Source organism: Pseudomonas parakoreensis (genome assembly GCF_021602155.1).
In the GTDB taxonomy this organism is placed as follows: Bacteria; Pseudomonadota; Gammaproteobacteria; order Pseudomonadales; family Pseudomonadaceae; genus Aquipseudomonas; species Aquipseudomonas parakoreensis.
Genome location: NZ_BQHY01000003.1, coordinates 426726 through 449923 on the forward strand (window position 1 = coordinate 426726; position 23198 = coordinate 449923).

The following is a 23198-nucleotide window of genomic DNA, read 5'->3' on the forward strand; positions in this document are numbered from 1 at the left end:
TTGATCTTGCCGTTTAAAGAGCAAAAGATCGCAGCCTGCGGCAGCTCCTACAGGGGTTATCAGTGGACTGTCAGCACGATGCCAACCCGCGTCAGCCACTCGGCCTCCAGGCCAAAGTCAGCCTGAGTCAGCTGATTCTCATCCAGCCAGTGCTCCGGGAATTCCACGTCGAGCGTGTTGCCCTTGGCGTGCAGCGCCACTTGCGGCATCGCCTGGGTGCCACGGATGTGGTGGAACAGGATCGCGAAGCGCAGCAGCACGCACAGGCGGATCAGCTTGTCGCCGTCGTCACCGAACTCGGCGAACTTGTCCTTGGGAATGTTGCGGCGGTGGCCACGCACCAGCAGGGCGAGCATTTGCTGGTCTTCGCGGGAGAATCCGGCGAGGTCCGAGTGCTCGATCAGGTAGGCGCCGTGCTTGTGATAGTGGTAGTGCGCGATGTCGAGGCCGACTTCGTGGACTTTCGCCGCCCAGCCGAGCAGTTCGCGCCAGATGCCGTCATCCAGCTCCCAGTCTGCAGCGACCTGATCAAAGGCGTGCAGCGCTTTGCGTTCAACCCGCGCCGCTTGTTCCAGGTCGACGTGATAACGCTCCATCAACGAAGTCAGGGTGCGTTCGCGCACGTCTTCGTGGTGATGGCGGCCGAGCAGGTCGTAGAGCACGCCTTCACGCAGCGCGCCTTCGCAGTGATCCATGCGTTGCAGTTCGAGGGCGTCGAAGATCGCTTCGAGAATCGCCAGACCCGCGGGGAAGATCGCCCGGCGGTCAGGTTTGATGCCTTCGAAATCGATCTTGTCGACGTCACCCAGTTTGAACAGGCGACGCTTGAGCCAGGCCAGGCCTTCGGCATTCACTTCGCCGGTGCCATGCCCGCCGGCCTTCAGCGCCAGGCCGATGGCGCGGATGGTGCCCGAGGAGCCGATGGCTTCATCCCAGGTCAGGCGGTGCAGGGCGTGTTCGATGCTCATGATCTCCAGCCGCGCCGCCGTGTACGCCTGAGCGTAACGAGCCGGGGTGATCTTGCCGTCCTTGAAGTAGCGCTGGGTGAAGCTGACGCAGCCCATTTGCAGGCTTTCGCGCAGCAGCGGTTCAAACCGCTGCCCGATGATGAATTCGGTACTGCCACCGCCGATGTCGGCCACCAGGCGCTTGCCCGGGGTGTCGGCGAGGGTGTGTGACACGCCCAGATAAATCAGCCGCGCTTCTTCACGGCCGGAGATGACTTCCACCGGGTGACCGAGGATTTCTTCGGCGCGGTGGATGAATTCCAGGCGATTGCGTGCTTCGCGCAGGGCGTTGGTGCCGACGATCCGCACGGCGCCCAGTGGCATGCCGTTGATCAGTTGGGCAAAGCGCTTGAGGCAGTCAAGGCCACGCTGCATCGATTCTTCGTTGAGATGGCGCTCATCGTCGATACCGGCGGCAAGCTGCACTTTCTCTCCGAGGCGCTCCAGGATGCGGATCTCACCGTTCTGGGCCTTGGCCACGACCATGTGGAAGCTGTTGGAGCCCAGGTCGATTGCGGCGATCAGGGACAGATTCTTGGCTTTGGATTGCGGCATGGTCAGGGGGTCTCGGTCGATAACCCCGCCATCGTGCCACGATCAAACGCTGGCGCCAACGCGCATGGTTCAAACCGTTGATCCAACACAGTTTCTGTGGCGAGGGAGCTTGCTCCCGCTGGGCTGCGAAGCGGCACTCAAGCCATTCACCTCGAGATTCAGGTAAATCGCGGTCGGCGGCTTTCACGACTGCTGCGCAGCCGAACGGGAGCAAGCTCCCTCGCCACAGGAGCGTGCCGGCTCAGTTGGCGGCTTCAACGGTACCAATGAAATTCGCCAGCTCCGCCGTCTGCGGGTTGGCAAACAACACCTTCGGATCCCCCGCTTCATGCACCTTGCCATGGTGCATGAACACCAGTTTGTCGCCGACCTCCCGGGCGAAACGCATTTCGTGGGTGACCATGATCAGCGTCATGCCTTCTTTCGCCAGTTGGCGCACCACGGCCAGCACTTCATTGACCAGTTCCGGGTCCAGCGCCGAAGTGATTTCATCGCACAGCAACACTTTCGGCGACATCGCCAGTGCCCGGGCAATCGCCACGCGCTGTTGCTGCCCGCCAGACAACCGATCCGGAAACGCATCGAACTTCTCTCCCAGGCCGACGCGTTCGAGCATCTTGCGCGCCAGTTCGGCCGCCCTGGCCTTCGGTACCTTCTGCACCACTTGCGGCGCGAGCATCACGTTTTCGCCCACGGTCAGGTGCGGGAACAGGTTGAACTGCTGGAACACCATGCCGACTTTCTGCCGCAGGCTGCGCAGGTCGGCGCGGGCGGCGTCGAGGTACTCGCCGTCGACTTCGATTACCCCGTCATTGATCGACTCCAGGCCATTGAGGGTGCGCAGCAGGGTCGATTTGCCCGAGCCGCTGCGGCCGATGATCGCCACCACCTGGCCTTCCTCGACGCTCAGGTCGATGCCTTTGAGCACGTGGTGATCGCCGTAGTATTTATGCAGGGCGGAAATTCTAAGCAGAGGCATGCAGTCTCCTTTCCAGGTAGCGCGCACTGAGCGACAAGGGGTAGCAGAGCAGGAAGTAGCCGAGGGCGACGAGGCCGTAGACCATGAAAGGTTCGAATGTGGCGTTGGCGAGCATGCCGCCGGTCTTGGTCAGCTCGGTGAAACCGATGATCGAGGTCACTGCCGTGCCCTTGACCACTTGCACCGAGAAGCCCACGGTCGGCGCGACCGCGATGCGCAGCGCCTGCGGCAGGATCACGTAGCGCAGTTGCTCCAGCGGATTCAGCGCCAGGCTCGATGACGCTTCCCACTGACCGTGAGGGATCGCTTCGACGCAACCGCGCCAGATCTCCGCCAGATAGGCACTGGTAAACAGCGTCAGGGCAATCGCCGCGGCCATCCACGGCGAAATTTCGATCCCGGCCAGCGCCACGCCGAAGAACACCAGGAACAGCTGCATCAGCAGCGGTGTGCCCTGGAACAGTTCGATCCAGGTGCGGGCAATGTTGCTCGGCAACGGGTTTTTCGAGATGCGCATGACCAGAATCAGCAAGCCGACGATCCCGCCACCAATGAACGCCACCAGCGACAGCGCCAGCGTCCACTGCAGGCCGGTGAGCAGGTTGCGCAGGATGTCCCAGAAGGTGAAGTCGCTCATCGGCTGCTCCTCGCGATATAGCGGCGGCCGACCCAGTTCAGCAACTGGCGGATCAGCAGCGCCATGCACAGGTAGATCAGCGTGGTCAGCGCGTAGGTTTCAAAGGCGCGGAAGTTGCGCGACTGAATGAAGTTGGCAGCGAAGCTCAGCTCCTCGGTGGCGATCTGCGAACACACCGCCGAGCCGAGCATGACGATGATGATCTGGCTGCTCAGTGCCGGCCAGACCTTGCCCAGCGCCGGCAGCAGGATCACATGGCGGAACGCTTCGAAACGGCTCATCGCCAGTGCGGCAGCGGCTTCCAATTGCCCGCGCGGAATCGCCTGGATGCCCGCGCGGATGATCTCGGTCGAGTACGCGCCGAGGTTGATCACCATTGCCAGCACCGCCGCCTGCCACTCGGAAATCTGCACCCCAAGCGACGGCAAGCCGAAAAAGATGAAAAACAGCTGCACCAGAAATGGCGTGTTGCGGATCAACTCGACGTAGACGCCGAAGAGTGCCGAGAACGGGCGAATGTTCCACGCCCGTACCAACGCGCCGACGATGCCCACGCCGACCCCGAATAGCGCGCCAATCGCCGTCAGTTCCAGGGTGAACAGAGCGCCGCGCAGCAGCAGGTCGGTGTTTTGCACCACCGGCATGAAATCGAACTGATAAGCCATCAATTGTCTCCCGCGCGATCGATCAGAGATCGGCCGGCAGCGGCTCTTTGAGCCATGTCTGCGAGTTTTTCTCCAGCGCGCCGTCGGCCTTGGCGGTGGCGAGAATCTCATTGATCTTGCCCAGCAGCGCCGGCTCGTTCTTGTTCACGCCGACGTAGACCGGCGAATCCTTGAGCTTCACTTTCAGCGCCGGCACGCGTTTTGGGTTTTTCTCGCTGATCGCGACCATCACCACGTTGCCGCTGGCGATCAGGTCGACCTGGCCGGCGAGGTAGGCAGCGATGGTCGAGTTGTTGTCCTCGAAGCGTTTGATGGTCACGCCTTCGGGGGCGACCTTGGTCAACTCGATGTCTTCGATGGCGCCACGGGTGACGCTGATGGTCTTGCCCTTGAGGTCGTCGAGGCTGCTGATCGCTGCGTCAGGCGGGCCAAACACCGCGAGGTAGAACGGCGCATAGGCGTGGGAGAAGTCGATGACCTTTTCGCGCTCCGGGTTCTTGCCGAGGCTGGAAATCACCAGATCGACCTTGCCGGTGGTGAGGAACGGGATGCGGTTGGTGCTGTTGACCGGGGTCAGTTCGAGTTTGACCTTGAGCTGCTCGGCCAGCAGTTTGGCCGTGTCGATGTCCAGGCCACGGGGTTTCATATCCGGGCCGACCGAGCCGAACGGCGGGAAGTCCTGAGGCACGGCGACTTTCAGTGTGCCGCGTTTGACCACGTCATCCAGACCGTCGGCGTGGGCGGGCACCTGGCTCAGCATCAGGCTGGCAAACAGGGCGGTGAGGAGGGCGCTGTAACGCAGGCTCATGGCAAATCTCCGGATCGGCGGGAAGTGTTTTCTGCGATCGGACAGAGCATGCGCCGTGCCAACACCGCGCCGGATGCCGCGCAGGCCGCGGATTTGGCGTGTTCTTTCGGTCTTACTGGTCTGAACAGTCAGGATGTTTTTCGCACCTCGATAGCGCATTGCGCCAAGGCGTCGAACCCCGCTGGGGCACGACTTGCCGGATCCGGCGAATAGCTTTACAACTAGCCGCACCTTGGCCTGACTCATCTTAAAAACCATGAACTCGATCTCCCGCGCCGTACCCGAAGTGGCGCTGCAAGCGATTCGCAAACTGATCACCGAACAGGGGTTCGGTGCGGGCGATGCGTTGCCGTCGCAACGGGATCTGGCGGTGCAACTGGGGGTCAGTCGGGCGTCGTTGCGCGAGGCGCTGTCGTCGCTCAGTGCGCTAGGCGTGGTCAGCATCCAGCCGGGCAAAGGCGTGTTCGTGCTGGCACCGGTGGACATTGCGCAGGGTGACCATGCGCCGGGCTGGCCGTTTGCGGCGCAGGCCTCGCCGCTGGACATCTTTCAGTTGCGCTATGCACTGGAGGGGTTTGCCGCCGGGCTGGCGGCGGTGACCTTGAGCACGATCGATCTGGATGCGCTAGAGGACAACGTTGCGGCAATGCGCGAGCAATTGAAGGCTGGGGACTTCGAGGCCGCAGCGAAACTCGACTTCGAATTCCACCGGCGCATTCTGCTGGCCAGCGGCAATCAGGCGATGCTGAGCATCCTCACCGCCAGCGCCGAAATCTTTCTTGAGAGCCAGAAGCTACCGTTCATCCGCGCCGAACGGGCGATGGAGACCTGGCAGGAACACCGCAAGATCCTTCGTGCCCTCGCGCGCCGGGCTTCCGCCGCCGCCCAGAAGGCCATGCAAGAGCACGTGCGCAATGCGGCGCTGCGCACCGGGATCGCCTTCATCGCCCCCGCCACTGCGTGACTTGGGCTATACCCAGACTCATGGGGCGCCATAGCAAGACTCAATCAACTGCGGCTTCCTGAACAAGGGAAGGGCGGATATGATGGGCCACGTTTTTTTGCTTACAACCTGGAGAATTCCATGAGCAGCGATCTGATCAAACACGTTAGCGACGCCAGCTTCGAAGCCGACGTACTCAAGGCCGAAGGCGCTGTACTGGTCGACTACTGGGCTGAATGGTGCGGCCCTTGCAAAATGATCGCTCCGGTTCTGGACGAGATTGCCGAGACCTACAAAGGCAAACTGACCGTTGCCAAACTGAACATCGACGAAAACCAGGAAACCCCGGCCAAGCACGGCGTGCGTGGTATTCCGACGCTGATGCTGTTCAAGAACGGCAACGTTGAAGCGACCAAAGTCGGCGCCCTGTCGAAGTCGCAACTGGCTGCTTTCCTCGACGCCAACATCTAAGCGTCGCTGTAAATCGCCAAAAAAAAGCCTCGCAATTTGCGGGGCTTTTTGCGTATTCAGGGCTAGACGCTCCGAAACTCAGGTGGTACATTCGGCCCCGCACTGGTTTCTCCACTGCCCCCTGCTAGCCGTCGCCGACGCACTCCTTTTCGAACAAGTTCGCGATCCTGTCGCCTTCTCCGCGGCGCGGCCTCATTAAGCCAAAAGCTTAATTTCCCCCCTCCATAAATGATTACGTCATTCCTATATGAATCTGACTGAACTCAAGCAAAAGCCGATTACCGAACTGCTCGAATTGGCCGAACAGATGGGCATAGAAAATATGGCCCGTTCGCGCAAGCAGGACGTGATTTTCTCCCTGCTGAAAAAGCACGCGAAAAGCGGCGAGGAAATCTCCGGTGATGGCGTGCTGGAGATTCTCCAGGACGGCTTCGGCTTCCTGCGCTCCGCTGACGCTTCCTACCTCGCCGGCCCGGACGATATCTACGTCTCGCCGAGCCAGATCCGTCGTTTCAACTTGCGTACCGGTGACACCATCGTTGGCAAGATCCGCCCTCCAAAGGAAGGCGAGCGTTACTTCGCGCTGCTCAAGGTCGACACGATCAACTTCGATCGTCCCGAGAACGCGAAGAACAAGATTCTCTTCGAGAACCTGACCCCGCTGTTCCCGACCGTGCGCATGAAGATGGAAGCCGGTAACGGTTCCACCGAAGACTTGACCGGTCGTGTGATCGACCTGTGCGCCCCGATCGGCAAAGGCCAGCGTGGTCTGATCGTTGCACCGCCGAAGGCCGGTAAAACGATCATGCTGCAGAACATTGCCGCGAACATCGCGCGTAACAACCCTGAAGTTCACCTGATCGTGCTGTTGATCGACGAACGTCCGGAAGAAGTGACCGAAATGCAGCGTACCGTGCGCGGCGAAGTGGTTGCCTCGACCTTCGACGAACCGCCGACCCGTCACGTGCAGGTTGCCGAAATGGTGATCGAGAAGGCCAAGCGCCTGGTCGAACACAAGAAGGACGTGGTGATCCTGCTCGACTCCATCACCCGTCTGGCCCGTGCCTACAACACCGTGATCCCGAGCTCCGGCAAGGTGCTGACCGGTGGTGTCGATGCTCACGCCCTGGAGAAACCGAAACGTTTCTTCGGTGCTGCGCGCAACATCGAAGAAGGCGGCTCGCTGACCATTATCGCCACCGCGCTGGTTGAAACCGGTTCGAAGATGGACGAAGTGATCTACGAAGAGTTCAAGGGTACCGGCAACATGGAGCTGCCTCTGGATCGCAAGATCGCCGAGAAGCGTGTGTTCCCGGCCATCAACATCAACCGCTCCGGCACCCGCCGCGAAGAGTTGCTGACTGCCGATGACGAACTGCAGCGCATGTGGATTCTGCGCAAGCTGCTGCACCCGATGGACGAAGTGGCTGCCATCGAGTTCCTGGTCGACAAGCTGAAAACGACCAAGACCAACGACGAGTTCTTCCTGTCGATGAAACGCAAGTAACATCGCCGCTGAACCGATAAAAATGGCGTCCCGCGCGGGGCGCCATTTTTTTGCCTGAATTTTGCCCGGATTATGGGAGGTTCCCGATCTGGTAAGGTCTGTGATCGGGCACTACAACCAGCAGCGCTCGCGAGCCTCTCGACTCGGGCTCGCGCTGTATAAAAACCACCATCTGATTGGCATTAAAGATTTTATGAGCACACTCGCTTATCGAAGGGATATCGACGGCCTGCGCGCAGTTGCGGTGATCGCCGTGGTGCTGTTCCACTTTGGCGTTCCGGGGTTTACCGGCGGTTTTGTCGGCGTGGACGTGTTCTTCGTGATTTCCGGCTACCTCATCACCTCGATCATCTGGAACCAGCGTCAAGCCGGGCGTTTCAGTTTCGTCGAGTTCTGGGCTCGGCGTGCGCGGCGGATTCTGCCGGCGCTGTTCGCGATGATCATTGCGGTGCTGGCGGTGGGCTGGTTCCTGCTGGCGCCCAAGGACTACGAAGAGCTGGGGCGCTCGGTGCGCTATCAGGTGACGTTCGTCTCGAACATTCTGTTCATGCGCCAGGACGGTTACTTCGACGTCGCCTCTGACTTGAAACCGCTGCTCCATACCTGGTCACTGGCGGTGGAAGAGCAGTTCTACATCTTCTTCCCGCTGCTGCTGACGCTGCTCTCGAGCCGGTTGAAACACTGGCGGCTGGCGCTGTTCGCTGTGCTGCTGGTGTCGTTCGGGCTGAGTGTGTGGGCGATCAATCATCATCCGGAAAAAGCTTTCTTCTTGCTGCCGATGCGTGCCTGGGAGCTGCTGGCCGGGGCGATGCTGGCGATTGCGCCGAAACACGCCTGGCGTTTGAAACCGCTGGCCGCCCAGGCCTTGAGCCTGCTGGGCATGGGGTTGATCCTGCTGGCAGTGTTCGTCTACGACAAGTCGACGCCGTTCCCGGGTGCCACAGCGTTATTGCCGGTACTGGGCGTGGTGCTGCTGATTCTGGCCAACGGTCATCGCGAAACGCTGGTTGGTCAATTGTTGAGCAGTCGGGTGATGGTCGGCCTCGGCCTGATTTCCTATTCCTGGTACTTGTGGCACTGGCCGGTGTTCGTGTTTTCCAGCTACGCCAGCGTCGATGAGCCGGGCGCGCTCGACACGGCCGGGTTGATCCTGCTGACCCTGGTGCTGGGTTATCTGTCATGGAAGTTCGTCGAAACGCCGTTCCGTGAACGGCGTTTGCTCGCCGGCCGTCGGCAGATTCTGTTGGCCGGTTTCTGCGGCATCCTGGTGCTCGGTCTGGCCGGGCAATCGCTGCGCTGGACCGATGGCCTGCCATGGCGCCTGTCCGAGCAGGCCCTGCAATACGCCAAGGGCCGCGAGTGGCGGCCTGAGCTGATGGCGTGTCTGGCGGATGACAAGACCCCGGACGACAAGCTGTTCTGCCATTACGGCATGACGGACCTGCCGAGCCGCGCCATGGTCTGGGGCGACAGTCACGCCACGGCGCTGATCCCGGTGTTCGATGACGGCGCCAAGGCCTACGGCGTGAGCGTGATCCTGGCCAGTTCTCCCGGCTGCATTCCGGTCGATGGGCTGGAACATGACGGTGTCTGTGCGCGTTTCAACCAGCGTGTCGAGCAGGGGCTGAAGGCGCAATCGGTCAGCGATGTGGTGCTGGTTGCGCGTTGGAGCCTGTACCTGTACGGCGATGCCAAAGGTGATCTGGGCCATGTGCTGAGAACCACCGATGGCCGCTATGATCGTGCCGACGCCGAGCGGCGCCTGGCCGAAGGTCTGCGGGCCCGAGTGGCGCAATTGCGTGCCGGCGGGCATCGCGTATGGCTGGTGAAAGAGGCGCCGCTGCAGGCGTTCAGTCCGCCCTATCGGCTGACACGTCTGGCGATGCTTGATCGTCCGGTCGATGACGTCGGGCTGGACGTCGAAGCGCACCACAAACGCCAGGTGTTCATCAGTCAGCTGTTTGCGCAACTTGCGCAGGAGGATCCGGCCGTGCGCGTGGTCGATCCGGCGCCACGGCTGTGCGATGACAAAGGCTTGTGCCACGCTGAACTCGGCGGCTATTCGCTGTACACCGACGACAATCACTTGTCCGAAGTCGGCGCACGCTTCGTTGCGCCGATCCTCGAGCCGCTGTTTATGAGCCTGCAAGCCCGGGAAAACCGGGGGAAAGCGCAGACCAATGCAGCCAAGTAAGCAGCGACAGGCTGCCACAGGGCTGCATAGCAGGTAGGATGTACGCCTATTTTGAGGGTGCCATCGTCAATGAAATTCAAGGATCTTCGGGATTTCGTGCAGCAGCTTGAGCAGCGCGGAGAGTTGAAACGCATCCAGATTCCCGTCTCGCCGGTGCTGGAAATGACCGAGGTGTGCGATCGCACGCTGCGGGCCAAGGGCCCGGCGCTGCTGTTCGAGAAACCCACCGGTTATGACATTCCGGTGCTCGGCAACCTGTTCGGCACCCCTGAGCGGGTAGCCATGGGCATGGGCGCCGAGTCGGTCAGCGAGTTGCGCGAGATCGGCAAGCTGCTGGCCTTCCTCAAGGAGCCGGAGCCGCCGAAGGGCTTGAAGGACGCGTGGTCGAAGCTGCCGATCTTCCGCAAGATCATTTCGATGGCACCGAAAGTCGTCAAGGATGCGGTGTGCCAGGAAGTGGTTATCGAAGGTGACGACGTCGACCTGGCGATGCTGCCGGTGCAGACCTGCTGGCCCGGCGACGTCGGTCCGCTGATCACTTGGGGCCTGACTGTCACTAAAGGCCCGAACAAGGAGCGCCAGAACCTCGGTATTTACCGTCAGCAAGTGATCGGCCGCAACAAGGTGATCATGCGCTGGCTCAGCCACCGTGGCGGTGCGCTGGACTTCCGCGAGTGGTGCGAAAAGCATCCGGGCCAGCCGTTCCCGGTGTCGGTCGCGCTGGGCGCCGACCCGGCGACCATCCTCGGCGCCGTGACGCCGGTGCCGGACAGCCTTTCCGAATACGCTTTCGCCGGCCTGCTGCGCGGTAACCGCACCGAGCTGGTCAAGTGCCGCGGCAACGACCTGCAAGTGCCGGCCACTGCCGAAATCATCCTCGAAGGCGTGATCCATCCGGGCGAAATGGCCGATGAAGGCCCGTACGGCGACCACACCGGTTACTACAACGAAGTCGACAGCTTCCCGGTGTTCACGGTCGAGCGCATCACCCACCGGATCAAACCGATCTACCACAGCACCTACACCGGCCGTCCGCCGGATGAACCGGCGATCCTTGGCGTGGCGCTGAATGAAGTATTCGTGCCGATCCTGCAGAAGCAGTTCCCGGAAATCACCGACTTCTACCTGCCGCCGGAAGGCTGCTCGTACCGCATGGCCGTGGTGACGATGAAGAAGTCGTATCCGGGGCATGCCAAGCGCGTGATGCTCGGTGTCTGGTCGTTTTTGCGACAGTTCATGTACACCAAGTTCGTTATCGTCACTGACGACGATATCAATGCCCGCGACTGGAACGACGTGATCTGGGCCATCACCACGCGCATGGACCCCAAGCGCGACACGGTGATGATCGACAACACGCCGATCGACTACCTCGACTTCGCCTCGCCAGTCTCGGGCCTGGGCTCGAAAATGGGCCTGGATGCCACCCACAAGTGGCCGGGCGAAACCACTCGCGAGTGGGGCCGTGTGATCGTCAAGGACGACGCCGTCACCCAGCGGATCGATGCCATCTGGAATCAGTTAGGAATAGATTGATGCGTGTAACCCTGCAGCCCTCCGGAGCGGTGCTTGAGATACGGCCCGGCGAGCGGATTCTCGATGGTGCGCGGCGCCTGGGCTACGACTGCCCGCAAAGCTGCCGCAACGGCAATTGCCACGTGTGTGCGGCGCTGCTGGTGGAAGGCCGGGTCGAGCAGGCCGGCAAGGTGCAGGACCACGGCGAGTTCTACACTTGCATAGCCGAGCCGCTGGAAGACTGCGTCCTGCTGTGGGATGGCGTGCTCGCGCTGGGAGAACTGCCGGTGCGCAGCCTGTCGTGTCAGGTCATCGAATGCCGGGACGTCGGCGGCGACACCTGGCGCGTGCGCCTGCGTGCGCCGGCCGGCAAGCCACCGCGTTATCACGCCGGGCAGTACCTGATGATCGAGCGCGAGAACGGTGAAAAGTCAGCGTTCTCCATGGCCTCGGCACCGCACGGCGGACGGGATCTGGAAATCCACGTGCTGGCCCGTGAGGCCAGTGCGCTGAGCCTGATCGAGCAACTGCAGCGCAACCCGCTGGTGCGCGTCGAACTGCCGTTCGGCGACACGCATCTTGCCGAATTGCCTGACGGGCCGCTGGTGCTGATCGCCGCCGGCACCGGCATGGGCCAGATTCACAGCCTGATCGAACACTGCCGCGCCAACGGCTTCAAACACCCGGTGCATCTGTACTGGGGCGTGCGTCGCCCGGACGATTTCTACGACATCGAGCATTGGGACGAATGGCTGAAGCTGCCCAATCTGTTCCTGCACAAAGTGGTCAGCGACCAGTGCGGTTGGGAAGGGCGCTGCGGGATGTTGCACCAGGCCGTGTGCGAGGACTTCGCCGATCTGAAGGCCCTCCACGTCTACGCCAGCGGCTCGCCGGCGATGGTCTACGGCACGCTGGATGCGCTGGTGGAAGCCGGGATGGATGCACACCAGATGCGCGCCGACGTATTTGCCTACGCGCCGCGTTCTTGAGCCCCGCCCCTAGAAACGTACGCCGCTAGTCACCATCGCCGCATTGGCGCCGAGAAACACCAGCTCGGCGGCCAATGGGCCGTAGTGAGTCCCGACGGACGGAATGATCACTGGCGCAACGCCATAGCGGTTCAACGGGATCTTGTCCTTGTAGTCACCGCGATAACCCTGCAACAGCCCACCGGTGACTTTCAGATACACCGGATACTCACTGCTGTCATAGCGCTTGCCGGCATAGGCGTAGTTCGAGCGCTGGCGGAACGAGTTACGGAAAGTTGCCCCGCCAAAGACCCAGCCTGAAGCCTCATTGCGTTCGATGCCGATCAAGTCCTGATGATTATTGTGTTCGGGGTCAGGCGAATAATGTCGGGTGTAGACGCTGGTCTGGGCATACCAGAAACCCTTGTCCTGCCCATCGTCCGCGGCCAATGCATGGCCGGTCTGAGTCATCAGCAATACGGTCAGAAGTCTTCGGATGTTCATTGTGCAGCCTCGGTTAAACGGGATGGCTTGCGCCAGAGGAAGGCCGTTATACGTAGGCGTTCAGCGACGGAGAAGAAAGAAAGTCCGACATTTTAGTAGGTAGTTTCCCGCGCCTTCATGAACGAAACCTGAACAAGTGAAGGCTTATGCATATTTCATTCGGGTATTTAAGATATTGCTGCAAGGGTATTAGGCTATATAAAACCGGATAACCGGGCAGATGATCCCGCATTATCGTTGTCAGGCGGGTCATACATCCTTTAGCACTTTTCGTTTTACAGTTACTGCTATATGTTCTATCAAGCGAATTGTGCTTACATCTTGTAATACTTGCGGGGCCGAACACTTCCGTCATGACAGCCATTGAATCTGCTTTTGTGAATCTGGCTTACCCTCCGCGGCTCGATCTGGGGCCGCAGCTGACCCACGAACAACTTCTCGTCTCGATGCAATCGACCATGGCGCGCCACAAGGGTGGACCGGTGTGGCTGTTCGCTTACGGCTCGCTGATCTGGCGCCCGGAGTGCACGGCGGTGGAGCGGGTGCGCGGGCGAGTCCACGGTTACCATCGCGGCTTGTACCTGTGGTCGCATGAGCATCGTGGAACGCCGGAAATGCCCGGGCTGGTGTTCGGTCTGGATCGTGGCGGTTCGTGCAGCGGCTTCGCCTATCGGCTGCCGGAAGAGAATCTGGACGCTGCGCTGTACGCGCTGTGGAAACGCGAGATGCCGTTCCCGTCCTATCGCCCGCACTGGCTGAACTGCCGGCTCGAAGATGGCAGTCAGGTTCAGGCGTTGGGGTTTGTTCTGGAGCGACACCTGCCCAGCTATGCCGGCAACTTGCCGGATCATGTGCTGAGTCAGGTGTTCGAAAGCGCTTGCGGGCGCTACGGCACCACTCGCGATTATGTCGAGCAGACCGCCCACGCCCTGCGCAGCCACGCCATGCCGGATCGAAATCTGGAGGCGCGGCTCAAGCGCTGTCAGGCAAAAGCCGATCAGGCGACGGCTTCGCGGCTCTGACTGGCGACTTGCTTGTGCCATAACGTCGGGGCCAGGAAGGCCATCGACAGCAGGCAAGCGCCCACCAGAAGGACAAAACCACCGTCCCAGCCGAAGTGGTCAACGGTATAGCCCATCGCCGCACTCGCTGCGACCGAACCGCCCAGATAGCCGAACAGACCGGTGAAGCCTGCTGCCGTCCCGGCGGCTTTCTTCGGTGCCAACTCCAGCGCCTGCAGACCGATCAGCATCACCGGGCCGTAGATCAGAAAACCGATCGAGAACAGCGCGATCATGTCCACGGTCGGGTTGCCGGCCGGGTTCAGCCAGTACACCAGCGTCGCCACGGTCACGAGTGCCATGAACACCATGCCGGTGAGGCCACGGTTGCCACGGAAGATCTTGTCCGACATCCAGCCGCACAGCAGCGTGCCCGGAATGCCCGCCCACTCGTAGAAGAAATAAGCCCACGAAGTCTTGTCGACGTCGAAGTGCTTGGCCTCTTTGAGGTAGGTCGGCGCCCAGTCCAGTACGCCGTAGCGCAGCAGGTAGACGAAAACGTTGGCCATGGCGATGTACCAGAGCATTTTGTTGCGCAGCACGTATTTGACGAAGATTTCCTTGGCGCTGAATTCGTCTTCGTGGCTGGCGTCATAGCCTTCCGGGTAGTCGTTCTTGTACTTCTCGATCGGCGGCAGGCCGACCGATTGCGGGGTGTCGCGCATGGTGATGAAGGCAAACACCGCCACGCCCAGCGCTACCGCTGCCGGGACGTAGAACGCCGCGTGCCAGTCATTGAACAGGCCCATGCCGATCAGGAACAGCGGGCCGATCAGACCGCCGCCGACGTTATGCGCCACGTTCCACACCGAGACCACGCCGCCCCGTTCCTTCTGCGACCACCAGTGCACCATGGTGCGCCCGCTCGGCGGCCAGCCCATGCCCTGGGCCCAGCCGTTGATGAACAGCAGGATGAACATCATGGTCACGCTGGACGTCGCCCACGGCGCGAAACCGAAAATGAACATCACTCCAGCCGACACCAGCAAGCCGAACGGCAGGAAGTAGCGCGGATTGGAACGGTCGGACACCAGGCCCATCAGGAACTTCGACAGACCGTAGGCGATGGCAATGGCCGACATCGCCAGACCCAGATCGCCACGGCTGTAGCCTTCGTCGATCAGGTACGGCATGGCCAGCGAGAAGTTTTTGCGCAGCAGGTAGTAACCCGCGTAGCCAAAGAAGATACCGGCGAAGATCTGCCAGCGCAGGCGTCGGTAAGTGCTGTCTATTTTTTCTTCAGGCAATGGAGCCTGATGTGCGGCAGGACGAAAGAAAGCAAACATTCAAGAGCTCCAGATTTCTTGTTTTGACTGCGGATGCGAATGTTACAGTTTCGTTACCGAAAATAGCACCGGTTCGCATCGGCAAAACAGCGGAAAATGTTGGAAGTCGCATGTTCTTTTACGAACCTGTCGCTCAGCTGTAAAAACAGGACGTTTTCACCACTTATCAACACGGTGTGGCATAGACTCGCGGCCCGTTCAGCCAATTGATCAGCAGAGATAGGAAATGGCCCTGAAGGTTCGCATGTTGGTGCCGAGGTTCTTGGTGGCGGCGGGGCTCGCCGTTGTGCTGCTGACATTGATCGTCACTGATCATCCTTCCCATTCCGGCCTGCGCAACGCTACGGTGCTGATCATCCGGCATGCGGAAAAACCGGATGTCGGATCTGTGCTCAACGCCCGGGGCGAACAGCGTGCAGCTGCCTACGTCGACTATTTCACTGCGCTGCAACTCGACGGCCAGGTGCTCACCCCGCAGCGTTTGATCGCTGCCGGCGACACCCCGGAGAGTTCGCGCTCGCGCCTGACCCTGACCCCGCTGGCCCAACGCCTGAACCTCGCGATCGAGCAGCCCTACGTCAATGGCGATCTGCATCAATTGGTCAAACTGTTGCGCAAGAGCAATCTGGCGCAAACGGTGCTGATCGCCTGGCACCACGGCCACATCAACAAACTGCTCAAGGCCTTTGGTGGCGATCCCACAGCGCTGATGGGGCAGGAAAAATGGCCGGATGACGTCTTCGACTGGCTGATCGTCCTGCGCTTCGATGACAAGGGACGGCTGCTTCCGTCTCGCAGCCTGAAGGTTCAGGAGCATCTATTGCCGGGCGACGCGGCAGCGACCAGCGGCGGCTAAACATCCGTCAGAAAATGTACCTGAAGCCCGTTGCGCAGGGCGTTCGCCTGTTTTCTTGTCAGGATCAGGAAATGTCCTGCATTCAATAGCGAAGCTGCGCCATTCAGTTAACAGGCAGTGCTCCGTAACCTTTCTGTTGTTGCCGGACAGGCATCTCAATCGGGAAGGGGCGAGATCATGCGGTGGTTCTTTGCTGGGCTTTTATTGACGATCTTCAGTCTTGCGCTGGCAGCGGAAGGGTTACTTATACCGGAAAACAATCCCAAGCCGATTTACCCGAAGCTGTTGCACAGGGCCGGGGTCGAAGGCGAAGTCAGGGTCAGTTTTGTCGTCAAGGCGGATGGTTCGGTCAGCGCGATCAGCATTGTGCAAAGTGATCACCCTGATCTGGCTGAGGCGGTCAAAGATGCAATAACACAGTGGCGCTTCAAGCCCTGGACGGCTGAAGACGGGCGGCCTGCAGAACAGCCCGTGGTGGCACCGATGCTCTTTCGACTGGGCCGGGACGAGCCGATCCACCTCAATCAGTGGCTGAAGTCAGTGAAGTGTCATGTCATCAATGGCAGTTTCAGGAGCATGCCTGAGTACGCCTGGGTCGACGCGGACGTGTTTCATTACACCCGCGCTTACCTTTCGAACGCGATCCACAAGAGTCAGTTGGCCGATGATCAACGTCTGGCAATCATCGCCAGGATGAATCGGCGCGTACCGATGATCGTCAGAGGCTGCCGGGAGGCCCCCATGCGGAGATACATGAGTTTTCTGCCGGGAGAGGTTCGTGAGTTGCTTTGATAACCAGCGCCGCTGAGAGTGAAGCTGTGTTGCTGCCTGGCGCGAATCGGGCCGGCTCCAAGGGGCGCCGGCCGGGAAAAACTCAGCGCACCTGCACCACCACCTTGCCCACCGCCTTGCGCTGCCCCAGATCGTTGATCGCCTGCGCCGCGTTGCTCAGCGGGTACACCTGCGACACCAGCGGTTTCAGCTTGCCTTCGGCGAACCAGCCGAACAGTTGCTGGAAGTTCGCTGCGTTGTCCTGTGGCTGGCGCTGGGCGAAGGAGCCCCAGAACACGCCGAGCACGGCTGCACCTTTGAGCAGCGCGAGGTTGACCGGCAGTTCGGGGATGCGTCCGCTGGCGAAGCCGACCACCAGCAGGCGGCCGTTCCAGGCGATGGCGCGAATGGCCTGGTCAAACAGGTCGCCGCCGACCGGGTCGTAGATCACGTCGGCGCCCTGGCCGTCGGTGAGGCGTTTGATTTCGTCCTTGAGGCTGGTTGCGCTGTAGTTGATCAGTTCATCGGCGCCAGCCGCCTTGGCGACGGCGAGTTTTTCCGCGCTGCTGGCGGCGGCAATGACCCGGGCGCCCATGGCTTTGCCGATCTCCACTGCCGCCAGGCCGACGCCACCGGAAGCGCCGAGCACCAGCAGGGTCTCGCCCGGTTGCAGGTTCGCCCGTTGCTTGAGGGCGTGCATCGAGGTGCCGTAGGTCATGCTGAATGCGGCGGCGGTGTTGAAATCCATCGACGGCGGGATTGGCAGCACGTTGTAGCCCGGCACCGCGACCTGTTCGGCGAAACTGCCCCAACCGGTCAGGGCCATGACCCGGTCGCCGACGTTCAGATGGCTGACCTTTTCACCGACGGCGCTGACCACGCCGGCCGCTTCGCCCCCGGGGGAGAACGGGAAGGGCGGCTTGAATTGATACTTGCCCTCGATGATCAGTGTGTCCGGGAAGTTGACCCCGGCGGCGTGCACCTCCAGCAGGATTTCGTTCTTCTTCGCGACAGGACTGGCGACGTCTTCCAGCACCAGCGATTCGGCAGGGCCGAAGGCTTTGCACAGCACGGCTTTCATCAGGGCTATTCCTTTGGGAGTGATGGCCGATAAGTGTAGGTATGTCAGTCAACGGGTCAACGAGCATGCCCGGCCCTGATAGTCAGCCATAAGCTTGTGCTTGCGCGGCGGGTCGTTATGCTAGGCCGCAAACCGGATAAGGAGCGAATTGTGAAAGCGTGGATCATGTTGTTGCTGGCCCTGTCTCTGCCTGTGGCAGCGCTGGCCGAAGAAGCCAAAGAAGGCGAGGCGCCGAAAGTCAACTACATCACCCTGAGCCCGCCGTTTGTGGGCAATTACGGGCTGGACGGCACGCCGAAGCTGAAAGTCTACAAGGCCGACGTGGCGCTGCGTGTGACCGGTGAAGAGGCGACCAAACTGGTCAAGGCCAATGAACCGCTGATTCGCAATCAACTGGTGGCGCTGTTCACTCAGCAGACCACCGAGGCGATGGGCAGCATCGAAGGCAAGGAAAAGCTGCGTCAGGAAGCCCTGAAGCAGACCCAGCAAGTGATGAATGACGAGACCGGCAAGCCGGTGGTTGAAGATCTGTTGTTCAACAACCTGATCATTCAGTAACCACACTGACCGCTGTTCAGGACGCCAGGCTTTTGCGAAAGCGTGCCAGCGCAATGAGGAAGAACAGCAGGCCGATGGCCGTCAGCGCCAGCAAGTCCGGCCAGACCACGCTCAGCCCGGCGTCGCGAAACAGAATCGCGGCGCTGAGGCTGACAAAGTGCGTGGACGGCGAGCCCTGCATCACCCACTGCAACCATTGCGGCATGCTGTCCAGCGGTGTGCTGCCGCCCGACAGCAGCAACATCGGGATGATCACTGGAATCGCCAGCAGGCCGAACTGCGGCGTCGAACGCGCCAGCGTCGCCAGAAAGATGCCCAGCGCGGTGCTGGCAAACAGATAAACCGCCGTCACCAGTAAAAACAGGCTCATCGAGCCGGCCAATGGCACGCCCAGCAGGCCTTTGACCACCACTTCCAGCGACAACCAGGTGCACAGCACCACCACCAGCAGGTTGCTCCAGATTTTCGCCAGCATGATTTCCAGCGCCGTCAGCGGCAGCACCAGCAAGTGGTCGAGCGTGCCGTGTTCGCGTTCGCGCAGCAGCGCCGTGCCGGTGAGGATGATCGCCAGAATGGTGATGTTGTTGACGATCTGAATCACCGCCAGAAACCAGCCACCCTCCAGATTGGTGTTGAACAGGGCGCGAGTAGTCAGTAGCACCGGCGCCTTGGTCGCTGCTTCACCCTGATCTGCATAGTCGAGTAACTCGCGTTGAAAGATCCGGCCAATGTAGCCAGCGCCCATGAATGCCTGGCTCATGGCCGTGGCGTCGACATTGACCTGAATCGCCGGTTGCCGCGCCGCCAGCAGATCGGTTTGAAACCCCGCCGGAATGTTGATGACGAAGGTGTATTGACCGCTGTCCATCACCTGGTCCAGCTGAGGGTAAGGCAACAGTACAGGCGTCTGGAACTCTGGCGGCTGCAGGGCTTGGGCCAACTGACGCGAGAGGGCGCTGTGGTCTTCGTCGACGATGGCCACGCTGGCGTTGTGTACGCCAATCACCGAACCCGCGGCGGGCATGTAGATCGCCACGGTGAAGGCGTAGAACAGAAACAGCAGCAACACGCTGTCATGGCGCAGGCTGGTCAGTTCCTTGAGTCCCAGGCGCAAGATATGTGCGAACTTGTGCATCAGGCCTCCTGCTTTTTCAGCATGATCAGGCTCAGCCCGGTGAACCCGACAAAGAACCCGAACAGCGCCAGGCACTGCGGCCATAGCTGACGCACGTCCAGCGCTTTGGTGAACGTGCCCACCGCGATGTCGAGGAAGTGCCCCGCGGGAAACAGCATGCCCATCACCGCAGCCGCACCCTCCAGTGACGAGCGCGGCACGATCAACCCGGAGAACTGGATGGTCGGCAAGCTGGTGATGATCATGGTGCCGAGGATCGCGGCGATTTGTGTGCGGGTGAACGCCGAAATCAGCAGGCCCATGCTGGTAGTCGCCAGCACGTACAGCAGGCCGCCGAATGCCAGCGTCAGCAGGCTGCCCTTGAACGGCACGCCGAACAGCCAGCGATTCATCGCCACCAGCAGCGCGAGGTTGACCAGACTGACCAGCAGGTACGGCGCCTGCTTGCCCAGCAGAAACTCCAAGCGGGTCAGGGGCGTGGCGTAGAAATTGGTGATCGAGCCCAATTCCTTTTCGCGCACGATGCCCAACGCCGTCAGCATCGCTGGAATGAAGGCGAGGATCAGCGCCATGACCCCGGGGCCGATGGCGTTGACGCTGACCACGTCCTGGTTGTAGCGAAAACGGGTTTCCAGACTGGCCGCTGTCGGGCGGGCCAGCGCAGGGCTGCTTTGCTCGGCCAGTTGTTGAAGATTGGCCAGGTGCACGGCTTCAACATAGTTGCGGCTGGTTTCGGCGCGAAACGGCATGCCGCCATCCAGCCACGCCGCCACAGCGGGTTGGCGCCCGGCGTACAAATCGCGGCCGAATCCGGGCGGGATCTCCAGTGCCAGTTTGATTTCCGAGCGTTGCAGGCGCCGGTGCAGCTCCTGTGGGTCATGAATGGCCGGCTGTTCGTCGAAGTAGCGGGAGCCGCGAAACGCCTCAAGATAAGCCCGGCTCTGCGGCGTCTGATCCTGGTCGTACACGGCGAACGCGAGGTTTTCCACGTCCAGGGAAATCCCGTAGCCGAAAATCACCATCATGAAAATCGCCCCCGCCAGTGCGAACGCCATGCGCACCTTGTCGCGCAGCAGTTCCTTGCCTTCGCGACGGGCCACCGCCAACAGGCGACCGAGGCTGAAACCGTGACGCGGCATTGGCGTTGTCGCTGCGCTCGGCGGCGCCATTTGCGGCTCGGCCTCAGGCGCCGATGCCTGAACGCCCTGCGCCTGTTCCAGGCAAGTGACGAAGGCCGCTTCCAGCGTCTCTCCGGCGAACTGGCGTTGCAGAGCCGCCGGGGTATCGCACGCGAGGACCTTGCCGGCGTGCATCAGTGAGATGCGGTCGCAGCGCTGGGCTTCGTTCATGAAATGCGTGGAGAGGAAAATCGTCACGCCTTGTTCACGGGACAACTCGATCAACAGTCGCCAGAAGTCATCGCGGGCTGCGGGATCGACACCGGAGGTCGGCTCGTCGAGGATCAGCACTTCCGGGCGGTGCAGCACTGCCACCGCCAGCGACAGACGCTGGCGCAGTCCCAATGGCAATGCCCCGGAAGGCTGGTCGGCGACCGCGAGCAGATTGAAGCGCTGAATCAATGCCTCGATGCGCTGTGCGCTCTCGGTTGTGGGCAGGTCGAACAGCCGCGCGTGCAGCTCGAGGTTCTGTCGCACACTGAGTTCGCCATACAGCGAAAAGCTCTGCGACATGAACCCGACCCGCTTGCGCGTGGCCAGATCCTTGGCGTTCACCGGGTTGCCGAGCAGCGTTGCACTGCCTTCACTGGCCGGCATCAGCCCGGTCAGGACTTTCATGGTGGTGGTCTTGCCGCAGCCGTTGGAGCCAAGAAAACCGAAAATCTCGCCACGGCCAATGGCAAAACTGACGTGATCCACAGCGGTGAAGTCGCCGAAGCGCAGCGTCAGGTCGTGGGCTTGGATGGCGATGTCATTGCTGTTGCCGGTGCGCGGTGGAATCACCAACGGTTGAGCGTCGTGCTGGCTGTCACCCTGGAAATGGGTAAAGGCGTCATCGAGTTTGCCGCTGGGGGTGACGGCCGCCAGCTCGCGGCTCAAGCCGGTGGCGATCAACTGGCCGGCGTCGAGCATCAGGCAATGCTCGAACTGCTCGGCTTCTTCCATATACGCCGTGGCGACCAGCAGCGTCAGTTGCGGGCGCTGGCTGCGCACGTCGTCGACCAGCTCCCAGAAACGCCGGCGCGAGAGCGGGTCGACGCCAGTGGTCGGCTCATCGAGGATCAACAGGTCGGGCTCATGGATCAGCGCGCAGCACAGCCCGAGTTTCTGCTTCATGCCGCCGGACAACTTGCCGGCGGGGCGCTCGGCAAATTTCAGCAAGTCGGTCGCGAGCAACAGGCTGTGCATGCGTTGCTTGCTTTCAGCCCTGGACAGGCCGAACAGCGTCGAGAAGAACTGGATGTTCTCGCGGATCGACAGTTCGGGGTACAAGTTGCCGCCCAGCCCCTGCGGCATGAAGGCGATGCGTGCATAGAGTGTGTCCCGATGTCGGCGATCCTGGATCGCGCCTCCGAGCACTTCCAGTTGTCCTTGTTGCAGGGTTTTCACGCCGGCGATCAACCCCAACAGGCTGGACTTGCCCGCGCCATCGGGGCCGATCAACCCGCAGCGGGTTCCGGCGGGCAGGCTGAAGGCGATCTCGTTCAGCGCTTGCTGTTTGCCGTAGCGGTGGGCGATACCGTTCGCTTGAACCGCAAGGCTGCTCATTGCAGATTGGCCGGCCATTCGACGGGTGCGATCCGCACATAGCCGGCGCCGGGCATGCCGGGCTTGGCCTGTGGCACGGCGCTGGGCTGGGTCAGGCGCAACTTGACGCGGAACACCAGTTTTTGTCGCTCGTCGCGGGTCTCGACTTCTTTGGGGGTGAATTGCGATTTGGCCGCGACGAAACTGATTTTTGCCGGCAGCGGTTTATCGGGCAAGGCATCAAGCAACACGCGCGCCTCGTCGCCCACGGCCAGGCGCCCGGACACCGCAGCTGACAGATAGAGGTTCATGTACTGGTCGTTGGGATCGATCAGCAACAAGACCCGGCCGCCGGCACCCAGCACTTCGCCGGGTTCGGCCATGCGCAGCTGGATCACGCCATCAATCGGCGCGCGCAGAAGGCTGTCGTCGATTTCGCTGGTCAGCTGCGCCACCTGCGCCTGCGCTGCGCCGATTGTTGCGCTGACGGCAGATACCTGGGCGCGGGCTGCGGTCACCGCAGCGTTGCCGGTGCCAATGCGCGACTGCAATTGATCGATGATCTGCGCGCTGACGTAACCGTGCTTGAACAGTGACTGCGAGCGGCCGAGCTCTTGCTGGGCCAGCAGTAGCTCACTCTGACGCAACTGCACATTGGCCTGAGCGGCGTTGAGATTCTCCCGGGCGCGCAGGACTTCGGCTTCGGCCTGATTGCGCTGGGCTTCGAGGGTGCGGGTGTCCATGCGCGCCAGCAGTTGTCCTTTGCTGACCTTGTCGCCTTCATCCACCAGCACCTCGGCCAGGCGCCCGGGAGTCTTGCTGGCGATCTGCACCTCGGTGGCTTCCAGGCGCCCGTTGCCCATCGACAGCCCCTCGACCAGCCGGCTGCTGATCGACATCCAGTAACCGAGGCCACCAGCGGCGGCGAGTAACACCAGGAGCGAACCGGCATATAGAAGTGAAGAACGGCTGTGCGTCGACATGGGGGCATC

General features: G+C 61.3%; 21 protein-coding genes. 10 read left to right on the forward strand and 11 right to left on the reverse strand.

Annotated elements, in window-relative coordinates; translation table 11 throughout:
- Positions 1–59 precede the first annotated feature (59 nt).
- The 5 genes from ppx to L6D63_RS06685 all read right to left on the reverse strand — a co-directional run bounded on the left by ppx (position 60) and on the right by L6D63_RS06685 (position 4651).
- Positions 60–1562, reverse strand: a complete 1503-nt coding sequence (gene ppx / locus L6D63_RS06665; RefSeq protein WP_047297233.1) for an exopolyphosphatase — start codon at positions 1560–1562, stop codon at positions 60–62.
- A gap of 241 nt (positions 1563–1803) precedes the next feature.
- Entirely contained in the window at positions 1804–2541 is a 738-nt protein-coding gene (locus tag L6D63_RS06670) for an amino acid ABC transporter ATP-binding protein (RefSeq protein ID WP_131670672.1), read from the reverse strand.
- Positions 2528–3178: an amino acid ABC transporter permease gene (locus L6D63_RS06675; protein ID WP_041072041.1), complete on the reverse strand. Its 651-nt coding sequence runs from the start codon at positions 3176–3178 to the stop codon at positions 2528–2530. The genes L6D63_RS06670 and L6D63_RS06675 overlap by 14 nt, the downstream gene beginning before the upstream one ends.
- Positions 3175–3843, reverse strand: coding sequence for an amino acid ABC transporter permease (locus tag L6D63_RS06680; protein WP_047297230.1), 669 nt, complete (start codon positions 3841–3843; stop codon positions 3175–3177). The genes L6D63_RS06675 and L6D63_RS06680 overlap by 4 nt, the downstream gene beginning before the upstream one ends.
- Before the next feature lie 22 nt (positions 3844–3865).
- A complete protein-coding gene (locus tag L6D63_RS06685) occupies positions 3866–4651 on the reverse strand; it encodes a transporter substrate-binding domain-containing protein (protein ID WP_131670671.1) in 786 nt (261 codons plus the stop codon).
- 256 nt (positions 4652–4907) lie between these two features.
- On the opposite strand from L6D63_RS06685, the gene L6D63_RS06690 reads away from it, so the two are divergent.
- From L6D63_RS06690 to L6D63_RS06715, 6 genes are all read left to right on the forward strand, one after another.
- On the forward strand, positions 4908–5615 hold the full coding sequence (locus L6D63_RS06690) for a FadR/GntR family transcriptional regulator (protein WP_131670670.1): 708 nt from the start codon (positions 4908–4910) through the stop codon (positions 5613–5615).
- Positions 5616–5735: 120 nt separating this feature from the next.
- Positions 5736–6065: a thioredoxin TrxA gene (gene trxA / locus L6D63_RS06695; RefSeq protein WP_003206727.1), complete on the forward strand. Its 330-nt coding sequence runs from the start codon at positions 5736–5738 to the stop codon at positions 6063–6065.
- A gap of 247 nt (positions 6066–6312) precedes the next feature.
- Positions 6313–7572 carry a transcription termination factor Rho gene (rho, locus tag L6D63_RS06700; RefSeq protein WP_003229334.1) on the forward strand — a complete coding sequence of 420 codons (1260 nt, stop codon included), beginning with the start codon at positions 6313–6315 and terminating at the stop codon, positions 7570–7572.
- 193 nt (positions 7573–7765) lie between these two features.
- Complete coding sequence (locus tag L6D63_RS06705) at positions 7766–9766, forward strand: acyltransferase family protein (RefSeq protein WP_131670669.1); 2001 nt, start codon at positions 7766–7768, stop codon at positions 9764–9766.
- A 69-nt stretch (positions 9767–9835) separates the two neighbouring features.
- The gene (gene ubiD / locus L6D63_RS06710) at positions 9836–11302 is read left to right on the forward strand and encodes a 4-hydroxy-3-polyprenylbenzoate decarboxylase (protein WP_007968427.1); all 1467 of its coding nucleotides are present in this window, start codon (positions 9836–9838) and stop codon (positions 11300–11302) included.
- Complete coding sequence (locus L6D63_RS06715) at positions 11302–12270, forward strand: CDP-6-deoxy-delta-3,4-glucoseen reductase (RefSeq protein WP_047297226.1); 969 nt, start codon at positions 11302–11304, stop codon at positions 12268–12270. Before ubiD ends, L6D63_RS06715 begins: the two co-directional genes overlap by 1 nt.
- Before the next feature lie 9 nt (positions 12271–12279).
- Here L6D63_RS06715 and L6D63_RS06720 read toward each other — a convergent pair whose 3' ends face one another.
- Complete coding sequence (locus L6D63_RS06720) at positions 12280–12753, reverse strand: sn-glycerol-3-phosphate transporter (RefSeq protein ID WP_095668050.1); 474 nt, start codon at positions 12751–12753, stop codon at positions 12280–12282.
- A 353-nt stretch (positions 12754–13106) separates the two neighbouring features.
- Here L6D63_RS06720 and L6D63_RS06725 point away from each other — a divergent pair, with 353 nt between their 5' ends.
- Positions 13107–13775: a gamma-glutamylcyclotransferase gene (locus L6D63_RS06725; RefSeq protein ID WP_041072057.1), complete on the forward strand. Its 669-nt coding sequence runs from the start codon at positions 13107–13109 to the stop codon at positions 13773–13775.
- Here the strand turns inward: L6D63_RS06725 and glpT are convergent.
- Positions 13751–15100, reverse strand: a complete 1350-nt coding sequence (gene glpT, locus L6D63_RS06730) for a glycerol-3-phosphate transporter (protein WP_003229323.1) — start codon at positions 15098–15100, stop codon at positions 13751–13753. The genes L6D63_RS06725 and glpT overlap by 25 nt on opposite strands.
- A gap of 226 nt (positions 15101–15326) precedes the next feature.
- Between glpT and L6D63_RS06735 the strand changes: the two genes are divergently transcribed.
- On the forward strand, positions 15327–15956 hold the full coding sequence (locus L6D63_RS06735; protein ID WP_131670668.1) for a flagellar basal body-associated protein FliL: 630 nt from the start codon (positions 15327–15329) through the stop codon (positions 15954–15956).
- 177 nt (positions 15957–16133) lie between these two features.
- A complete protein-coding gene (locus L6D63_RS06740) occupies positions 16134–16748 on the forward strand; it encodes an energy transducer TonB (RefSeq protein ID WP_131670667.1) in 615 nt (204 codons plus the stop codon).
- A gap of 82 nt (positions 16749–16830) precedes the next feature.
- Here L6D63_RS06740 and L6D63_RS06745 read toward each other — a convergent pair whose 3' ends face one another.
- Positions 16831–17808 (reverse strand): NADPH:quinone oxidoreductase family protein, encoded by a 978-nt coding sequence (locus tag L6D63_RS06745; protein ID WP_047297223.1) that lies wholly within the window; start codon positions 17806–17808, stop codon positions 16831–16833.
- Positions 17809–17958: 150 nt separating this feature from the next.
- Here L6D63_RS06745 and L6D63_RS06750 point away from each other — a divergent pair, with 150 nt between their 5' ends.
- The gene (locus tag L6D63_RS06750) at positions 17959–18366 is read left to right on the forward strand and encodes a flagellar basal body-associated protein FliL (RefSeq protein ID WP_027610485.1); all 408 of its coding nucleotides are present in this window, start codon (positions 17959–17961) and stop codon (positions 18364–18366) included.
- 16 nt (positions 18367–18382) lie between these two features.
- Here the strand turns inward: L6D63_RS06750 and L6D63_RS06755 are convergent, their stop codons facing one another.
- From L6D63_RS06755 to L6D63_RS06765, 3 genes are read right to left on the reverse strand one after another with little or no spacing between them, the layout of a single operon-like run.
- The gene (locus L6D63_RS06755; protein ID WP_131670666.1) at positions 18383–19501 is read right to left on the reverse strand and encodes an ABC transporter permease; all 1119 of its coding nucleotides are present in this window, start codon (positions 19499–19501) and stop codon (positions 18383–18385) included.
- Entirely contained in the window at positions 19501–22227 is a 2727-nt protein-coding gene (gene rbbA / locus L6D63_RS06760; RefSeq protein WP_131670665.1) for a ribosome-associated ATPase/putative transporter RbbA, read from the reverse strand. Before rbbA ends, L6D63_RS06755 begins: the two co-directional genes overlap by 1 nt.
- Positions 22224–23189, reverse strand: coding sequence for an HlyD family secretion protein (locus L6D63_RS06765; protein WP_131670664.1), 966 nt, complete (start codon positions 23187–23189; stop codon positions 22224–22226). The genes rbbA and L6D63_RS06765 overlap by 4 nt, the downstream gene beginning before the upstream one ends.
- Positions 23190–23198: the final 9 nt, after the last annotated feature.